The sequence below is a fragment of the Variovorax nitratireducens genome (assembly GCF_051216545.1).
Lineage (GTDB): Bacteria > Pseudomonadota > Gammaproteobacteria > Burkholderiales > Burkholderiaceae_C > Variovorax.
On the sequence record NZ_JBPJZO010000001.1, the window covers coordinates 335,761 to 353,102 of the forward strand.

At 67.1% G+C, this 17,342-nt stretch carries 17 protein-coding genes and 1 pseudogene; 4 read left to right on the plus strand and 14 right to left on the minus strand.

The window, feature by feature from the left end; genetic code table 11:
* Positions 1-10: 10 nt before the first annotated feature.
* From ACSFA8_RS01595 to ACSFA8_RS01610, 4 genes are read right to left on the minus strand one after another with little or no spacing between them, the layout of a single operon-like run.
* A complete protein-coding gene (locus tag ACSFA8_RS01595; protein ID WP_435477775.1) occupies positions 11-589 on the minus strand; it encodes a pilus assembly PilX family protein in 579 nt (192 codons plus the stop codon).
* A complete protein-coding gene (locus ACSFA8_RS01600) occupies positions 586-1,335 on the minus strand; it encodes a PilW family protein (RefSeq protein ID WP_435477776.1) in 750 nt (249 codons plus the stop codon). Before ACSFA8_RS01600 ends, ACSFA8_RS01595 begins: the two co-directional genes overlap by 4 nt.
* Positions 1,332-1,886, minus strand: a complete 555-nt coding sequence (gene pilV / locus ACSFA8_RS01605; protein ID WP_435477777.1) for a type IV pilus modification protein PilV — start codon at positions 1,884-1,886, stop codon at positions 1,332-1,334. Before pilV ends, ACSFA8_RS01600 begins: the two co-directional genes overlap by 4 nt.
* Entirely contained in the window at positions 1,883-2,437 is a 555-nt protein-coding gene (locus ACSFA8_RS01610) for a GspH/FimT family pseudopilin (protein WP_435477778.1), read from the minus strand. The genes pilV and ACSFA8_RS01610 overlap by 4 nt, the downstream gene beginning before the upstream one ends.
* 119 nt (positions 2,438-2,556) lie before the next feature.
* Here ACSFA8_RS01610 and ACSFA8_RS01615 point away from each other — a divergent pair.
* Positions 2,557-2,661, plus strand: a pseudogene (locus ACSFA8_RS01615) (DUF4440 domain-containing protein); the annotation flags it as partial.
* A gap of 69 nt (positions 2,662-2,730) precedes the next feature.
* Here ACSFA8_RS01615 and ACSFA8_RS01620 read toward each other — a convergent pair.
* Genes ACSFA8_RS01620 through ACSFA8_RS01630 form a run of 3 tightly spaced genes read right to left on the minus strand, consistent with a single transcriptional unit; the run spans position 2,731 to position 5,637 of the window.
* The gene (locus tag ACSFA8_RS01620) at positions 2,731-3,768 is read right to left on the minus strand and encodes a DctP family TRAP transporter solute-binding subunit (protein ID WP_435477779.1); all 1,038 of its coding nucleotides are present in this window, start codon (positions 3,766-3,768) and stop codon (positions 2,731-2,733) included.
* A gap of 19 nt (positions 3,769-3,787) precedes the next feature.
* On the minus strand, positions 3,788-5,086 hold the full coding sequence (locus ACSFA8_RS01625; protein WP_435477780.1) for a TRAP transporter large permease: 1,299 nt from the start codon (positions 5,084-5,086) through the stop codon (positions 3,788-3,790).
* Positions 5,083-5,637 carry a TRAP transporter small permease gene (locus ACSFA8_RS01630; RefSeq protein ID WP_435477781.1) on the minus strand — a complete coding sequence of 185 codons (555 nt, stop codon included), beginning with the start codon at positions 5,635-5,637 and terminating at the stop codon, positions 5,083-5,085. Before ACSFA8_RS01630 ends, ACSFA8_RS01625 begins: the two co-directional genes overlap by 4 nt.
* A 168-nt stretch (positions 5,638-5,805) precedes the next feature.
* Between ACSFA8_RS01630 and ACSFA8_RS01635 the strand changes: the two genes are divergently transcribed.
* Positions 5,806-7,095 carry a Zn-dependent hydrolase gene (locus tag ACSFA8_RS01635; protein WP_435477782.1) on the plus strand — a complete coding sequence of 430 codons (1,290 nt, stop codon included), beginning with the start codon at positions 5,806-5,808 and terminating at the stop codon, positions 7,093-7,095.
* A gap of 13 nt (positions 7,096-7,108) precedes the next feature.
* Here ACSFA8_RS01635 and ACSFA8_RS01640 read toward each other — a convergent pair whose 3' ends face one another.
* From ACSFA8_RS01640 to ACSFA8_RS01670, 7 genes are all read right to left on the minus strand, one after another.
* Positions 7,109-8,290 (minus strand): amidase, encoded by a 1,182-nt coding sequence (locus ACSFA8_RS01640; RefSeq protein WP_435477783.1) that lies wholly within the window; start codon positions 8,288-8,290, stop codon positions 7,109-7,111.
* An 18-nt stretch (positions 8,291-8,308) separates the two neighbouring features.
* Positions 8,309-9,298, minus strand: coding sequence for an ABC transporter ATP-binding protein (locus tag ACSFA8_RS01645; protein ID WP_435478434.1), 990 nt, complete (start codon positions 9,296-9,298; stop codon positions 8,309-8,311).
* A gap of 29 nt (positions 9,299-9,327) precedes the next feature.
* Complete coding sequence (locus tag ACSFA8_RS01650; protein WP_435477784.1) at positions 9,328-10,365, minus strand: ABC transporter ATP-binding protein; 1,038 nt, start codon at positions 10,363-10,365, stop codon at positions 9,328-9,330.
* A 415-nt stretch (positions 10,366-10,780) separates the two neighbouring features.
* Entirely contained in the window at positions 10,781-11,680 is a 900-nt protein-coding gene (locus tag ACSFA8_RS01655; protein ID WP_435477785.1) for an ABC transporter permease, read from the minus strand.
* 3 nt (positions 11,681-11,683) lie between these two features.
* On the minus strand, positions 11,684-12,637 hold the full coding sequence (locus tag ACSFA8_RS01660; RefSeq protein WP_435477786.1) for an ABC transporter permease: 954 nt from the start codon (positions 12,635-12,637) through the stop codon (positions 11,684-11,686).
* A gap of 146 nt (positions 12,638-12,783) precedes the next feature.
* Positions 12,784-14,436, minus strand: coding sequence for an ABC transporter substrate-binding protein (locus tag ACSFA8_RS01665; RefSeq protein WP_435477787.1), 1,653 nt, complete (start codon positions 14,434-14,436; stop codon positions 12,784-12,786).
* Positions 14,437-14,605: 169 nt separating this feature from the next.
* A complete protein-coding gene (locus ACSFA8_RS01670) occupies positions 14,606-15,421 on the minus strand; it encodes an IclR family transcriptional regulator (protein ID WP_435477788.1) in 816 nt (271 codons plus the stop codon).
* 81 nt (positions 15,422-15,502) lie between these two features.
* Between ACSFA8_RS01670 and pyrC the strand changes: the two genes are divergently transcribed.
* Entirely contained in the window at positions 15,503-16,534 is a 1,032-nt protein-coding gene (gene pyrC, locus ACSFA8_RS01675; protein ID WP_435477789.1) for a dihydroorotase, read from the plus strand.
* Positions 16,531-17,328 carry an NYN domain-containing protein gene (locus tag ACSFA8_RS01680; protein WP_435477790.1) on the plus strand — a complete coding sequence of 266 codons (798 nt, stop codon included), beginning with the start codon at positions 16,531-16,533 and terminating at the stop codon, positions 17,326-17,328. The genes pyrC and ACSFA8_RS01680 overlap by 4 nt, the downstream gene beginning before the upstream one ends.
* Positions 17,329-17,342 lie beyond the last annotated feature (14 nt).

A 17,342-nucleotide genomic window follows, 5' to 3' on the forward strand; every position in this document is an offset into this window, starting at 1 on the left:
TCGTCTTCCCTCAAGGCTGATCGAGCGGCTTGCTGCCGCCTGTGACCTGGTAGGTGCTCTGCACCACGGCCGCCGTCGTCGTGCTGCCGCCGTAACCAAACGCAGAGACTTGGTACAGCAACGATTTGCCGTCGGGAGACAGCCCCAGGTAGCCGATGCTCAGGCCCGGCTTGGCGTTGTAGTTGATGTCTCCGTTGGCGGCGATGCCGCCCCCAGCGGCTACCGTCATGTTGGGCGGCAGGTAGTCGGCACGCGCTGCCCAGGGCAGGGCCGCAGGTTGGGTCAGCATGTTGGAGCAGACCTGCATCTGCGACAGCGTGTTGGCATTGAGCACGCCCGAGCAGACGGCGCCGGTGCTGCCGTTGCCCTGGCTCAGCCACCATTCGCCGTACTGCAACGCGCTCTCCGCCGCCTCCAGCGCACGCTCTTTTTCACGCGTGTTACCGGCAATTTTTTCCTGAAGGCTGAAGCTGCGGAACATGCTGACGGACAGCACTGTCAGGATGACTAGGAAAATCATGCCCGCGATGAGGACGAAGCCCCGTTCTCGCGACCGGGCAGGACGAGGTGCGCGCGCAGTCGTGCTCATGACTTGTCCATCAGATTGACGATCTGGGTCCAGGCAATGCTCGATGGCTGGCCTGCCTGCCCGGCAAACGGGTTGACCAGCGTGACGGTGATGCGCGCGGCGCGAACCTGGGGCCACCACGCATGGGTCGTTACGGCGGCGGCGTCCAGGTACTGCAGGGCCTTGCCGTCGCCGGCGGTGTCGGTGGCATACAGCACCTGCAACGACCGGACGCCACTGACCAGCGGCGTGGTGGTTGTCCCGCCGTCGGTGGAGCACTGCAGTTCGTTGGCGGTGCTGACCGTGAAGGTGTTCATGACCAGCCGGTTGGCACCCGAGGTCGCCGGGTTCACGTTGCCGAGGCAGTCCATGATGCCGTCGCCGCTCGCCGTCACGTAGCGGGAGGTGATGGTGTCGCTCGCGCCTGAGCTGCCGCTCAGCCCCGCCAGACCCTGCCCCGCCACGAAGCTGCCATAGCCGGCACCCGTCGCGGCGGGCAGGTCCGTTGCGGCGGTGTTCACCAGCGGGTCGGGGAAGTAACCTGCCGCCTGGACCGTGTTGGTCAGCACCGTGAGCATCAGGCGTTCGTTGTCCTGCAACTGAGACAGTTGGTCCTGCGAGTTGAAGGCCTGCTTCATGTTCAGGAACAGCGAGGCCAGGCCGGCCACGACAAACAGGCCGATGATGAGTGCCACCATCAGCTCAACCAGCCCGAAGCCGGCATGGCGGCGAGGGTCTTGCAGCAGAGAGAGCGGTCTACGGTTCATGGTTCGACGTAGAGGCTGTATTGCATCGCGGACGCGGTCTGGGTCGCGCCGCCGGCAGTTGCCGTGCTGCGATTGATAGCGATGTATTTCTCGGCCCAGGTCAGATTGATCACGCAGCTGATCGGCGTTGCGATCGCGGTCGTGCACTGGATGGCTGTCGTGTATGAGGGAAAGCGGGCGTTCATGCCGGCCACCCATGTCTGCAGGTCGTAGGCCGCCAACTGCGCCGGGGTGCAGGTCGTGCCGGCTGTCGGGCTGCAATCCGCCGTGGCGCTCAGAATCCCCGAGGCATCGGTCACCGTCGTTCCCGTGGCGGTCACGCTGGCCGGGGCGGTGCCGGCGGCCCAGAAGCCGCGATTCGCGTGCATGGCCTCTGCCAGGCTCGAGGCCTGCAACGCAATCAGCGCCCGCGCCCGTGCAACCTGGGTGTTTGCCAGCGCGGCGGCCTGCATCTTCGACAAGCCAATGAGCCCGAAGGAAACGATCAGCACTGCGACCAGCACCTCCAGCAGCGAAAAGCCATGCGAGCGCCGGGAAGTGCCAGCAATCATGCGCAGCCCCCCGTTCCGCCCTGCATCACTGCCTGGTGTCCGACCCTGTTGATGGAGACGCAGCGCGTGGCGGGGGCATTCACCGGCGCGGTGCGCAACGCAAGCAGGATCGAGGCGCCGGTGCTGGCGACCGGCAGGTTGGCGAATCCATCCCGGCTATAGGTGACGGCCGTGATCGATGGCGCTGCACTGAAGGTATCGCCACCCGTCCAACTGGGGCGCTTGCGCAGCACCGTGTCGCCTGCGGTGACGGTGCCGGAAGCATTCAGGTCGGTGAACACCATCCATCCGCTTTGCCAAGTATTGGATGCCAGGCAGCTCGTGCCGTTCGATGATGCACACACACTGACCGGCACGCCCTGCTTGATCGCTTCCGAGCGTGCGAACTGGAGGTCGCCGACGAACGAATTGAGCTCCGCGCTCACGCGATTGGTCTGGATGAGGCCGACGAACGATGGCGATGCGATCATTGTCAGGATGGCAACGATCGCGACCACGACCATCAACTCAATGAGCGTGAAACCGGTCTGCTGGCGATCCGACAAATTCATGGGCTATTCGCTTGTATGGGCACCCAGACGCCGAAGCGGGCGGGGCGCAGGAGTTCATGGTTACAAGTGTTTCTAAATGGCACTGACTGCTAACTGACGACCGAGATAAGGCGCCGACGAGGTTCAAGGACGGAAAGAAGGTGGATGCCCGCTACACGCATGTCTACGAGTGGGTGAACGGCCAATGGCTGATCGCGCACCACCACTCTTCGGCGATGCCCGAGTCGTCGAAGACCAGTAAAAAAGGCAAGAAAAAGCCCCGCTGTGCGGGGCTGTTTTCAGGTGAGAACGGCCTACTGCTTGCGTGCCGCCACCGCCTTCTCGGCCTTGTTCACCAGGTCAGCGCCCACAGTGGTTTTCCACTTCGCATAAACCGGCCGGGTCGCTTTCACGAAGGCCTCGCGCTCGGCCGGCGTCAGCTGCGTCACGGTCACGCCCATTCCCGCGATGTCTTTCAGCACGGGCTTGTCGGCTTCGACCAGGCCCTTGCGGGCCAGCGCGATTTCCTGCTTGCCGGCGTCGATCGCGGCCTGCTTCACGATGGCCTGGTCGGCCGGCGTCCACGAAAGCCAGATTTCCTTGTTGACCACGAAGATCAGCGGATCGGCCACGTAGCCCCAGGTGGTCACGAACTTCTGGCCCACGTTGTGCATCTTCAGCACGGTGAACAGGAACAGCGGATTCTCCTGGCCGTCGACCGCGCCACTGGCGAGCGCGGGCTGCGCATCGGCCCAGCTCATCTGCGTCGGGTTGGCGCCGAGCGCGGTGAAGAGGTCGGCGAACAGCGGCGAGCCGACCACGCGAATCTTCATACCCTTCAGGTCTTCGGGCGACTTGATCGCCTTCTTGGAATTGGTGAGCTCGCGGTATCCGTTCTCGCCCCAGGCGAGCGGCACCACGCCGGCGCGGTCGATGGTGGCGAAGATTTCCTTGCCGACTTCGCCCTGCGTCAGCGCGTCGATCGCCGCGTAGTCCGGCATCAGGAAGGGCATGGAGAACAGGTTGAGCTGCTTCACTTGCGGCGACCAGTTGATGGTCGAGCCCACGGCCATGTCGATCACGCCCTGGCGCAGCGCGCTGAACTCGCGCGTCTGGTCGCCCTGGATCAGCGACACGCCCGGGTAGAGCTTGATGTTGATGCGGCCTTGCGTGCGCTCCTTCACCGTGTCCGCCCAGAGCTTGCCGGCCTGGCCCCAGGGCGTCGTCGGCCCGAGCACCAGCGACATCTTGTACTCGGCCTTGTAGGCGGTCTGGGCGGGCGCGGCGACCGAAAAGGTGGCAAGCGCGGTAGCGACGGCGGCAAGGCCGAGCAGCGTGCGGCGGAATTTCATGGTTGTCTCCTTGGAAAAATCAATAACCGAGTTTGGCGGGAAGCCAGAGAGCGAGCTGGGGCCAGACGATCACGGCCACCATCACGAGGAACATCGCAAACAGCATCCAGCCGACCCAGCGCACGGTTTCTTCCATGCGCACGTTGGCGATGCGGCAAGACACCATCAGGTTGACGGCCAGCGGCGGGGTGAACTGCCCCAGTGCCACCTTGAGCGTCAGGATCACGCCGAACCAGACCGGATCCCACTTGTAGAACTGCACGATCGGCCACAGCAGCGGCACGAAGATCAGGAAGATCGAGACACCGTCGAGGAACATACCGACGGTGATCAGCATCACGATCAGCAGCGACAGCACGCCGTATTCGCCGAGGCCCGAGTTCACGATCGCATTGGCCACCGGATCGATGACGCCCAGCGTCGAGAGCGAGTAGGCAAAGATCCCCGCCAGCGACACCACCAGCAGGATCACCGCCGACAACTCGCCCGATTCGCGCAGGATCACGAACAGGTCGCGCACCTTGATCGTGCGGTAGATCACCATGCCGACGAACAGCCCGTAGAACACGGCGACCACGGCCGCTTCGGTCGGCGTGAACCAGCCGGCCCGCATGCCGCCCAGAATGAGCACCGGGGCTGCCAGGCCCCAGGTTGCTTCGCGAAAACTCTTCCAGAAGGCCGGCCGCGGCAGGGTCGCTTCGAGCGCGCCCATCTTGTGCGAGCGCGACATCCACACGGCCGGCACGATCAGCGCCAGCCCGGCCAGGATGCCGGGAATCATGCCGGCCGCGAACAGCGCCGGCACCGAAGCACCGGGCACCAGCACCGAATACACGATGAACGCCACCGACGGCGGAATCAGGATGTCGGTGGCCGCCGCGGCGCCAACCACGCTGGCCGAGAACGCGGGCGGGTAGCCGGCGCGCGACATGGCCGCGATCATCACCGCGCCGACCGCGGCAGCGTTGGCCGGGCCCGAGCCGGAGATGCCGCCCAGGAACATCGCCACCAGGATCGCCACCATCGGCAGCATGCCGGGGCCGCGCCCGACCACCGAGATCGCAAAATTGACGAGGCGCAGCGCCACGCCGGAGCGGTCGAAGATCGAGCCGACCAGCACGAACATGGGGATCGCGAGCAGCGGGTACTTGCCGAGCCCGGCGTAGAAGTTCTGCGGCACGGCCAGCAGGCCGAACCATTGCGCATCGGCATTGGCCAGCGCGATGCAGGCGGCGCCCGCCAGGCCAAGCGCTGCGCCGATCGGCACGCCGACCAGCATCAGCAGCACGAAGGCGACGAAGAGCAGGGTGGCGATCATTCGGCGCCCCGGTCGTCGCGTCTTCCGCGTCGCACGAACAGGCCGCAGGCGCGCAATGCAATCGCGGTCGACACGATCGGCAGCCAGATCGAATACCACCACTGCGGCACGCCGATGCCCGGCGAAGTCTCGTCGAACTTGTAGTCGTCCCAGACCATCCGCACGCTCAGGCCGGCCATCAGGAAGAACAGCGCCGCCACCAGCACCGCGCCGAATTGCGACAGCCGCTTGCGCCGCGCCATCGAACCGCTTTCGGAAAAGTATTCGATGCGGATGTGCCGGTCGCGCGCCACCGCGGCCGAGCCGGCCACCATGGCCAGCAGGATCATGAGGAACACCGAGAACTCCTCCGTCCATGCGAACGACGAGTCGGTGAAGTAGCGCACTAGCACGTTGGCAAAGGTGATGCAGGCCAGCAGACCCATGATGACCACGGTGGCCCAGTCTTCGATGGCGAGCGGCACGCGGGCCTGTTCGTCGGTGGCTTTGATTTCGGGGGGCAGCGGGCTGGCGGCGTCCAGCACGGGGCCGGACTCGGGGGAGGAGGACATCGGGGAGGCAAAGTGTTGACGAGGCGCCGCGCCCGCCAGTAGTACGTGCGGCGCCGAATCGTAACGGCTGTGACTTTTCCGGCCCATAGGGCTTACCTTGACCGGCTGCCCTGTGCGACAGGCCATCGCCGTACGATGGACGGGCACGCTTTCTGCTGCCGAATCCCCATGACCACCACTCTCACGCCCCCGCGTCCGGCCGCCAGCCTTGCCGACCTCGCCATCGACCCGCAACGTCTCTGGGCCTCGCTGATGGAACTGGCCCGCATCGGTGCCACTGACAAGGGCGGCGTGTGCCGTCTGGCCTTGACCGACCTGGATCGCCAGGGCCGCGAACTGTTCGTGCGCTGGGTCGAAGAGGCCGGTTGCAGCGTGCGCATCGACGCCATCGGCAACCTCTTTGCGCGCAGGCCGGGGCAGAACCCGGCGCTGCCGGCCGTGGCCACCGGCAGCCACATCGACACCCAGCCCACCGGCGGCAAGTTCGATGGCAACTACGGCGTGCTGGCCGGCCTCGAAGTGCTGCGCACCCTGAACGACGCCGGCATCCGGACCGAAGCGCCGCTCGAGGTCTGCGTCTGGACCAACGAGGAGGGCTCGCGCTTTGTGCCGGTCATGATGGGCTCGGGCGTCTATGCCGGTGCGTTCACGCTCGACCATGCCCTGACAGCCGCCGACCGCGACGGCATCACCGTCGACGCAGCCCTGCGCAGCATCGGCTTCGCGGGCGAATCACCGGCCTCGGTAGCGTCCGGCGCACCGGTCTTCGGCGCGTACTTCGAGGCTCACATCGAACAGGGCCCCGTGCTCGAAGATGCCGACATCCCGCTCGGCGTGGTGACCGGCGCGCTCGGCCAGCGCTGGTACGACGTGGTCGTGACCGGGCAGGAAGCGCATGCCGGCCCGACCCCGATGAAGCTGCGGCGCGACGCGCTGCAGGGCGCCACCGGCCTGATGCAGATGGTGAACCGCATCGCGATGGACGAGCAGCCGGATGGGCGCGGCACCGTGGGCTACGTGCATGTGCACCCCAATTCGCGCAACGTGATTCCGGGTCGCGTGACCTTCACGGTCGACCTGCGCCATGCCGACGACGAGGGCTTGAACCGCATGGATACACGCATCCGTGAGGCGTGTGCCGCGCTGCAGGCGCAGGGCGGCCTCGGCGTGACGATCGAGCAGACCGTGTATTTCCCGCCCGTGCGTTTTGCCGAGGCGCTGGTGAGCGCGGTGCGCGAGGGCGCCGCGCGCGCGGGTCTGCCGCACCTGGACATCGTGAGCGGCGCGGGCCACGACGCGGTGTACGTCGCGCGCGTCGCGCCGGCCGCGATGATCTTCGTGCCCTGCAAGGACGGCATCTCGCACAACGAGATCGAAGACGCCCGGCCCGAACACCTGGCCGCCGGCTGCAACGTGCTGCTGCACGCGATGCTGGATCAGGCCGGCGTCGCTGCGTGAAGGCGGGTGCGGGTCAGGCGGCGATGCGTTCCGCCAGCCCGACCAGCGACCGATCCGAACCCGCAGGCCCGAGCAGCGAGATGCCCAGCGGCGCGCCATCGCGCTGTGCGAGCGGCATCGACAGTTGCGGAAAGCCGCTCAGCCCGGCCACGCAGAGCATGCGGATGGCCTTGTTGCGGTAGTCCTCCAGGCTGCTTTCGGGCGCGGCGCGCAGCGGTGCGATGTCGGGCATGGTGGGCATCAGCAGCACGCCATCGTGGCCGAGCAATGCGGCGAGCTGTTCGCGAAACTTCGCGCGGAAAGCACGGGCGCCATTCACCTGCGCGTCTGTCACGTCGCGCGACCAGGCAAAGCGTTCTGCCACACCAGGGCCGAGCGGCGGTGCGTAGCGCTCGATCAGCGGGCCGTCGGTGAGCCAGGCTTCGCGCGCCTGCACGTAGCGGAAGTTCCAGTACATCGCGTCCCAGTCGCCGAGCGCGATCGCTTTCACCGGACTGGCCGTGCCCAGCACCGCCTGCACCTGGTCGGCGGCGCCTTTCAAGGCTGCGGCAACGGGGGCGTCGAGCATCGCCCAGATGTCCTCGGGCCACAGCAGCCGCACCGGGGCCGGCAGCAGCGACGCATCAGCGCCAAGCAGCACGTCGGCCACGCGCGCAAAGGTGCCGACGTCGCGCGTGAACCAGCCGCAGGTGTCGAGGCTCGGCGCCAGGTCGAGCACGCCCGCGAGGCTGATGCGGCCGTGCGTCGGCCGCAGGCCGTACAGGTTGCAGTGGTTTGCCGGCGCGCGCACCGAGCCGCCGGTGTCGCTGCCGAGCGCGAAGTCGCACAGGCCCGACGACACGGCCGAGGCCGAGCCCGACGAGCTACCGCCCGTGATGCGGTCTTTCGCTGCGCCGTTGACCGGCGCGCCGAAGTGCGCGTTGTTGCCGTTCATCGAGAACGCGAGCTCGTCGGTCACGGTCTTGCCGACGAAGCGCGCGCCGGCGTCCAGCAGCCTCTGCACCGCCGGCGCGGTGGTGGTCTTGATGCCCGACATCGCGAGCAGGAACGGGCTGCCGCCGCCGGTCGGGTAGCCGGCCACGTCGTACAAATCCTTCACTCCGAAACTCAGGTCGGCCAGCGGGCCGGTCGCGGCACGCGGCACCGGCACATCGGGGTAGGGAACGAAGGCGTGGGCGGGGTCGTGCAAGGGCATGGTGCGGTGGGGGGAAGGTCAGGCGACGACGGTCGGCGCGATGGCCGCCGCGGCGTCGATCCGGATGCAGCGCGCACGGTGGTTCGGCGCGAGTTCGATGGCGGGCGGCTGCGCCGCGCGGCAGGCGTCGGTGGCGAGCGTGCAGCGCTCGGCAAAGGCGCAGCCCGGCGGCAGCGCCGAGAGATCCGGTGGTGCGCCGCCGATGGTCTCGAGCCGCGTGCCGCGCGCCATCGCGCCATGGGCGCGGCTCTTGAGCAGCGCGATGGTGTACGGATGGCGCGGCGAGCGGATGAGCTCGCGCGTGGTGCCTTCCTCGACGATGCGGCCCGCATACATCACGGCGATGCGATCGGCCACCTCGACCGCGGCGCCGATGTCGTGCGTGACGAACACCACCGAGAGGCCGAGATCGCGCTGCAGCTCGCGCAGCAGCAACAGGATCTGGATCTGCACGGTGGCATCGAGCGCGGTGGTCGGCTCGTCGGCCAGCAGCAGTTGCGGCCTGCAGGCCAACGCCAGCGCGATCATTGCGCGTTGGCGCATGCCGCCCGACATCTCGTGCGGGTAGGCGGCAAGGCGCCGCTCTGGGCTCGGAATGCGCACGCGCTCGAACAGTTCGAGCGCACGCTGCTGCGCCTCGGCGGCCGACACGGGCTCGTGCCGGCGGATCGATTCCACGATCTGCGCACCGACCGAGTACACCGGGTCGAGCGCCAGCAGCGGCTCCTGGAAGATCATCGACGCGACCTTGCCGCGGAAGTCGATGATGTCGCGCTGCGACATCGCCAGCACATCGCGCCCGGCCACGCGCACCTGGCCGCCCATGCGCGTGCGGCGCTCGGGGTGCAGGCGCAGCATGGTGCGCAGGGTCACGCTCTTGCCAGAGCCCGATTCGCCGATCAGCGCCACCACCTCGCCGCGCTGCACGTCGAGGCTCACGCCGCTGACCGCATGCACCGGCTTGCGGCCCCCGGTGAAGGTGACGCTGAGGTCGCGCAGGCTGACCATCGGTTCGGCGGGGTTCGTCGTGTTCATGCTCAGGCGGCCTTCTCGAGCGGCAGTGCATTCGGGTGGCCGCTGCCGGGTTCGTACATCAGGCAGCTGACCGCCTGCGTGGCGCCCGCGAGCACGCGCGCCGGCACACGTTCGCTGCAGACCGGTGCGGCCATCGCGCAGCGCGGGTGAAAGCGGCAGCCCGAGGGCGGGTTGATCGGGTTGGGTGGGTCGCCGGCCAGTGCGGCTTCTTCGGTACGGTGATCCGGATCCATCGAGGGCATCGACGACAGCAGTGCGCGCGTGTAGGGATGCGCGGGCGATTCGTAGAGCGCATCGGACGGGCCGATCTCCGAGACCTGTCCCAGGTACATCACCATCACGCGGTCGCTCATGTAGCGCACCACGTTCAGGTCGTGGCTGATGAAGACGTAGGTGAGGCCGAACTCGGCCTTGAGGTCCAGCAACAGGTTGATCACCTGCGCCTCCACCGACTTGTCGAGCGCCGACACGGCCTCGTCGAGGATCACCATACGCGGCTGCAGTGCGAGCGCGCGCGCGATGTTCACGCGCTGGCGCTGCCCGCCCGACAGCTCGTGCGGATAGCGTTCGGCAAAGCGCTGCGGCTCCAGCCCCACGCGCACCAGCAGGTCGCGCGCACGGGCGATCGATTCCTTCTTCGGCACGCCATGCACCTGCGGCCCGAACGCGACAGAGTCCTCGATCGTGAGGCGCGGGTTCAACGAGGCGTAGCTGTCCTGGAACACCATTTGCACCTGGCGCCGGAACTCCTTCAGCGGCAGGTCGCGGCTGCCGACCGCGCGGCCGTCGAACACCACCTCGCCGGCGGTCGGCGCGATCAGCTGCATGAGGAGGCGCGCCGTGGTCGACTTGCCGCAGCCCGATTCGCCGACCACGCCGAGCGTTTCGCCCTTGAGCACCTCGAAGTCGACGCCGTCCACGGCGCGCACCACGCCGCCGCCGCGGCCCAGCGGATCCTTCTTGAGAGGGAAGTGCTTCTGCAGGCCGCGCACCGTGAGCAGCGGCTGCGCCGGGCCGCCAATGTCATTCAGTGCATCCATGCGGTCATGCTCCTTCGGTTGACACCGCGTTGCATCGCTGGGTGCACTTGTTCGGGGTGCTCTTGTTCAGGGTGCTTTTGTTCGGGGCGCGCTTGTTCGGGGTGCGTGCACAGGCCGCCGGGTACTCCCCTCCGCGAATGTCCCCCGGCTTCGCCTCCTCCTTTATTTCGCTGCGGGGAGTACCCGACGCCCTGTGCACGAGGACACAGCGCTGGTGTACCGCCGATCAACGACCGCTCTGAACAACGATCACGTCGATGGGGTGCCTTGCGCAGCGAAATAAAGGAGGAGGCCGAAGGCCGGGGGACATTCGCGGAGCAAGGTACCCCGTCGGCGGGAGCGCGCCCCGAACAACAGCGCCCCGAACAAGGCCCTGAACGCGCAACGCGGAACACGGAAAAACGAGTTCCCATCCCTAACCCTTGTTGTCCATCGCCGAGCGCAGACCGTCGGAGAGGATGTTGAAGGAAATCGATGTAATGAAGATCATCGCCCCCGGCAGCGCCGCCACCCAGGGCTGCACGTAGATCGCGGTGCGCAGCGTGTTGAGCATCAGGCCCCACTCGGGTTCGGGCGGCTTCACGCCGAGGCCGAGGAAGGACAGGCCCGATGCCAGGATCATCGACACCGCGATCAGGCTGGTGGCATACACGAAGACCGGCCCGAGCACGTTGCCGAGCACGTGCACACGCACGATCGTGAAGGCATTGGCGCCAGAGGCACGCGCTGCTTCCACATAGTCGCGGCTGCGCACCTGCGTGGTCACGCTTTCGGCCACCCGCGCGATCTGCGGGATGAACACGATGGTCAGCGAGATCAGCGAGTTGAAGACGCCCGCACCGAGCACGCCCGACAGCGCAATGGCCAGCAGCACTGACGGGAATGCATAGAACACGTCGATCGTGCGCATGATCAGCGTGTTGACGATGCCGCCTGCATAGCCAGCCACGATGCCGATCACCGCACCGAACACGAAGGCGCAGACCACCGGCGTGATGCCGATGAAGAGCGACAGCCGCGCACCGACGATCAGGCGCGACAGCATGTCGCGGCCCAGTTCATCGCTGCCGAGTGGGAGGCCTTCAGTGCCAATTGGCTTAAGCCGCTTGAGCATCGACGAGGCGTAAGGATCGGCCGGCGCCAGCCAGGGGCCGAACACCGCCAGGCCGATCAGCAGCAGCACTACCAAGGCCGCGCCCATCGCGACCGGGTCGCGCGTGAAGCGCAGCATGGCCGACGTCCAGTAGCCGCGCGAGCGCTGCATCGGCAGCGGGTTCAGGTCGACGGCGGCGGAAGAAGCAGTCAGGGTGGCCATGGGTCAGGCCCTCGCAATGCGGGGGTCGAGCAAGGTTTGCAGCACGTCGACCAGCAGGTTCAGCACCACGAAGAACAGTGCCAGCACAAGAATCGTGCCCTGAAGCAACGGCAGGTCGCGCTGGAAGATCGCGGAGTTCAGCAGGAAGCCGGTGCCCGGCCAGGAGAACACGGTTTCGATCAGGATCGAGCCGCCGAGCAGGTAGCCCAACTGCAGCCCCATCACCGCCAGCGCGGTGGGCGCCGCGTTCTTCACCATGTGGCGGAACACGCCGAGGTGCGTGAGTCCCTTGGCGCGCAGGCCGACGATGAATTCCTGGTCGAGGATGTCGGCCACCAGCGCGCGCACGGTGCGCGCGATGATGCCCATCGGAATCACCGACATCGTGATCGCCGGCAGCACCAGAAACTGGATGTGATCCCAGTCCCAGGCCCAGTCGCTCGAGCCACCCGGCCCGGCGCCGGTGGCCGGCAGCAGCATCAACTGCGACGAGAACACGATCACCATCACCATGCCGAGCCAGTAGTGCGGCACGCTCACGCCGAGCACCGAGAGCATCGATGCGAAGCGGTCGAGCCAGGAGCCGCGGAAGTAGCCGGCGACGAAGCCGAACAGGCAGCCGACCACGAAGCCGATCACGGTCGCGACCACTGCGAGCCGCAATGTGTTGCCGACCGCCGTCAGCACTTCGGTGGCCACCGGCCGGTTGCTCGCAATCGACACGCCGAGATCGCCATGCATCGCGCGCCACACCCACATCGCGAACTGCTCGGGCAGCGAGCGGTTGAAGCCGTAGAGCTCGCGCAGCTGTGCCTGCAGGTCGGCCGAGGCATCGGGCGGCAGGATCGACACCAGCGGGTCGCCCGGCGCGATGTGCACGAGCAGGAAGCACACGAGGGCCACGCCGATCATGATCGGCACGGCGTAGATGATGCGGCGGATCAAGTAGGCAAACATGGCGCTTTGTTATCGGGACGTGGCAAGCGCAGCGAAGCCCCTTCGGGGAACACCGCGGAACCGGCTTCGCCGGGCCGCTGGTGTTGCCCCCGGTGAGGGGGTTGGCGCAGCGACACGAAGTGCGCGAAGCTTGGGGGAGAGCTCATTCACTCCATCGTCATGGTCGCGATGTCGATGAACCAGCTGCGCGGCTGCACCACGTTCTTGACCTTGGCCGACAGCGCGCGCGGGCCCACGTCGTGCGCGATCCAGACGAACGGCGCGTCGTCGACGATGTGCTCGTGCAGCTTGGCCAGCGCGGCATCGCGGGCCTTTTCGTCGAAGCTGGTGCGCGCATCGGCCACCAGCTTGTCGACCTCGGGGCTGCCGTAGTAGCCCCAGTTGTTCGACACCGGCGGGAACGCCTTGGTGCTCACGAAGCGAACCATCGCGAAGAAGGGATCCATCGCCGCGAAGCTCACGTTGGTCGCGTTGGCGCCGTTGGCCGACGGATCCTTTGCGCCCTTGCGCCAGTTGGTGAACAGCGTGTTCCATTCGATCACGTCGAACTGCACGTCGAAGAAGCATTGCTTGAGCGACTGCTGCGCGAACTCGTTCATCGGCAGCGGCTGCATCTGGCCCGAGCCCGAAGCCGAGATCTGCACCTTCACCTTGATCGGCTTGGCGGCCGAGTAGCCGGCCTGCGTCATCAGTGCCTGCGCCGCCTTCACGTCGTACTTGATGTCGAAGGTCGGCTTGCCGAACCACGGGTGGCCGGGTGGCACGGTGCCCTTGGGCTCGGCCATCATGCCGCCAAGCAACTGTTTCATGCCGCCGCGGTCGATGCACAGGTTGGCGGCCTGGCGCACGCGCTTGTCGAGCCAGGGCGAGCCCTCGACAAAGGAGAGTTGCCACGGCCACACGTGCGGTTGCGCGTTCGAATAGATCTTGAAGCCGCGCTGCGTGATCTGCGGCATGGCGTCGGGCGCCGGCGCTTCGATCCAGTCGACCTGGCCACCGAGCAGCGCAGCGGTGCGCGCATTGGCTTCCGGCATCGGCAGCATCACGACCTTGTCGATCTTCGGCACGCGCTTCGCGTCCCAGTAGGTCTTGTTGGCTGCCAGTTCGAGGCGTTCGCGCGCCACGAAGCGGGTGACCTTGAACGGGCCCGAGCCGGCCGGGTCGGCGGCGAAGGCCGTCCAGGCGGCTTTGGCCTTGTCGGCGGGAGTCGCGCCGGCGGCGGCCTCGAACTTCTTTTGCCACTGCGCCGGCGAGGCCATGAACAGGTTGGTGAGGTTGATCGGCAGGAACGCGTCGGGCTCGCTGGTCGTCAGCTCGACGGTCATGTCGTCGATCTTGCGGGCGCTCCTGAGCGTGGGCATGCGCGAGGCCGTCACGCCGACCTGGCTCGGATCGAACTGCGGCGCTTCCTTGTCGAGCACCTTGTTCACGTTCCAGACCACGGCGTCGGCCGTGAAGGCCGAGCCATCGTGGAACTTGACGCCGGGACGCAGCTTGAACGTCCACTTGGTCTTGTCCTTGGCGTCCACCGCCCAGGAGGTCGCGAGACCGGGGATCAGCACGCTCGGGGCGTCGGCCTTCGACAGATCCCATTGCGTGAGCGAGTCGTAGATCGGGATGCCGGTGAAGCGGTTGCCCTCGAAGCCCTGATCGGGTTGGCCCAGCGTGCGCGGAATGTCCGCGGCGGTCATGGCAATGCGCAGCGTTTTTTCCTGGGCCGCGGCGCCGCCGCAGGCGAGGGCGGCACAGGCGGCGACAAGCCCGATCCAGAATTGCCTGGCAGGCTGGGAAGACGTCATCAGGTTCATCATGGAGCGGCCTCTAAAAGATGGGTTGCAAATTCGGACGGATCTGTGCTCTGGCAAAGCAAGTGCTGTGCCAATCTCTGCATTCGGCCGCATCGTTTAAAGGTAAATCGATATCGATAATCGATATATTTGCGCGGCTTACAGGCGCGCGCAGGGGGCGTCAGTGCGAGATGGCGCTGGAGATGGCGCGCGCGCACTCGATCACCATCGGTGCAAGCTTCTTTTGCGCAGCCTCCAGGCTCCACCGGCTGGTGGGCGGCGCCACATGCACCGCGCCGAGCGCGCGCCCCTTGCCGTCGACGATCGGTGCGCCGATGCCCATGTCCCCGAGGAACAGTTCCTCCGCGTTGTACGCATAGCCGAGCTTGCGGCAGGCGGCGACGCGCGCCAGGATGGCGTTCAAGTTGGTCAGCGTGGCCGGCGTGCGCGCCACGCGCCGGGAGCGCTGCAGCATGGCCCTGGCCTCTTCGGTCGGCAGCGAACTGAGCCAGGCGCGACCCGAACTGGTGCAGTACATCGGAATCCGCATGCCCACGGGGGTCGAGACCGGAATGAACTGGCTCGTGACCCGCTGGGCCACGTACAGCATGTCCAGTTCCACCGGCTCGGTCAGGCTTGCCGTCTCGCCGCTGGCGTTGGCGAGTTGCGCAAGGTAGGGGTTCGCCACCTGCACCAGCGGATGGCTGGCGAGGTAGTTGAAGCCGATGTCCATGATTTTGGGCCGCAGCTGGAAGCGGCGCGTCTGCTCGTGCTTGCCCACGTAGCCCAGCACCTGCAGCGTGTGCACCGTGCGCTGCGCTGAGGCCTTGCTCATGCCGGCGCGCGCCGCCACCTCGGCCAGCGTCATCGTCCGGTGCGCGCCGTCGAAGGCGTGCAGCACCGCCAGGCCCTTCTCGAGCGACTGGTTGAAGAGCGGGTCGGCCGGCGCCGCATCGTCCTCGACCTGGCGCGCCGGCGCAGATTTCTTGCTGACCATCTGTTTTTATATGTATGAATCGATTATCGATTCTAGGATCGGACGCGGTTTCCCGGCATGCGAATGGGACAATCCCGAGCCATGACAGATACCCTGACCCTCCTGCGCCCCGACGACTGGCACCTCCATGTGCGCGATGGCGCCGCGCTCGAAGCCGTGGTGCCGCACTCGGCGCGCCAGTTCGGCCGCGCGCTGATCATGCCCAACCTGCGCCCGCCGGTGACCACGGCGCAGCAGGCGCTGGACTACCGCGATCGCATCCTCGCAGCGGTTCCACCGGGCGTGAAGTTCGAGCCCGTGATGTCGCTCTACCTCACCGACCGGCTGCCGCCCGAAGAGGTCGCGTTGGCCGCCGAGGCGGGCGTGCGGGCCCTCAAGCTCTACCCCGCGGGTGCCACCACCAACAGCGATGCCGGCGTGACCGACGTCCGCAAGACCTACAAGACGCTCGAGGCCATGCAGAAGCACGGCCTGCTGCTGCTGGTGCATGGCGAGGTGACCGATCCGGCCATCGACCTGTTCGACCGCGAGGCGGTGTTCGTCGACCGCGTGATGGTGCCGCTGCGGCGCGACTTCCCCGAGCTCAAGATCGTGTTCGAGCACCTGACCACGAAAGAGGGCGTGCACTACGTGCGCGACGCCGGCCGCTTCACCGCCGCCACCATCACGGCGCACCACCTGCTCTACAACCGCAACGCGATCTTCACCGGCGGCATCCGGCCGCACTACTACTGCCTGCCGGTGCTCAAGCGCGAAACCCATCGCGTCGCACTGGTCGAGGCGGCAACGAGCGGCAGCGACCGCTTCTTCCTCGGCACCGACAGCGCGCCGCACGCGGCGCACCTGAAGGAACACGCATCCGGCTGCGCCGGCTGCTACACCGCGCTGACGGCCATCGAGCTTTATGCCGAGGCCTTCGACAACGCCGGCGCGCTCGACAAGCTCGAAGGCTTCGCGAGCCTGCACGGCCCCGATTTCTACGGCCTGCCGCGCGCCACCGACACCGTCACGCTCAAGCGCGAGGCCTGGACGGTGCCCGAGACCGTGCCGTACGGCGATGCCCTGCTGAAGCCGCTGCGCGGTGGCGAAACACTGAACTGGAGGCTCGCATGAACGCCCCGACACCGAAGGTGATGCTGCTGATCGACGCCGACAACGTCTCGGCCGATGTGATGGAGCAGGCCGTGCACAAGGTGCTGGCCGAACACGGCGCACTGCATGTGCGGCGTGCCTACTGCACGGCCGAGGTCGCGCTCAAGCACCAGTCGCTGTTCAAGCGCCTGTCGGTGCGGCCGATGGTCAACCTCGCCGCGGGCAAGAACAGCACCGACATCGCGCTCGCCGTCGACGCGCTCGACCTGGCCATCGCCGAGCGCCCGCAGGTCGTCTACCTGGTGTCGTCCGACTCCGACTTCGCGCCGCTTGTGATCCGCCTGCGCGAGAAGGGCTGTCGCGTCTGCGGCATCGGCCAGCAAGGCAAGACGGGCGAGGAGACGGTGGGCGCGTACGACGCGTTCACCGACCTCGAACACCACGGCAGCCGGCCGGCCGCCGCTGCGACACCGGCGCCGGCCCGTAAAACCCGCGCCAGGCCGGCAACCAAGACGGCCGCTGCCAAGACCGCACCGACCGCCAAGAAGACCGCTGCAAAGACCACGGCCCGCAAGACCGCAACTCCCCGCCAGCCCAACCCGCCCTCCGAAGCGGCCGAGTTCATCCTGCAGGCCTTGCCCGCGCTGCGCACCGGCAAGGAGGTCGCCCTCAACGATGCCGCCCAGGCCCTGCGTGCGGCGGGATTGCTCGGCAAGCACGGCAGCTCGCTGAAGCTGTTCGACAAGCTCACCGACGAATTCGCGGTGCTGCAGCATCCGGATCGCATTCGATGGACGGGCGCGTCGGCCAATTGAGCATTGCATAGGCA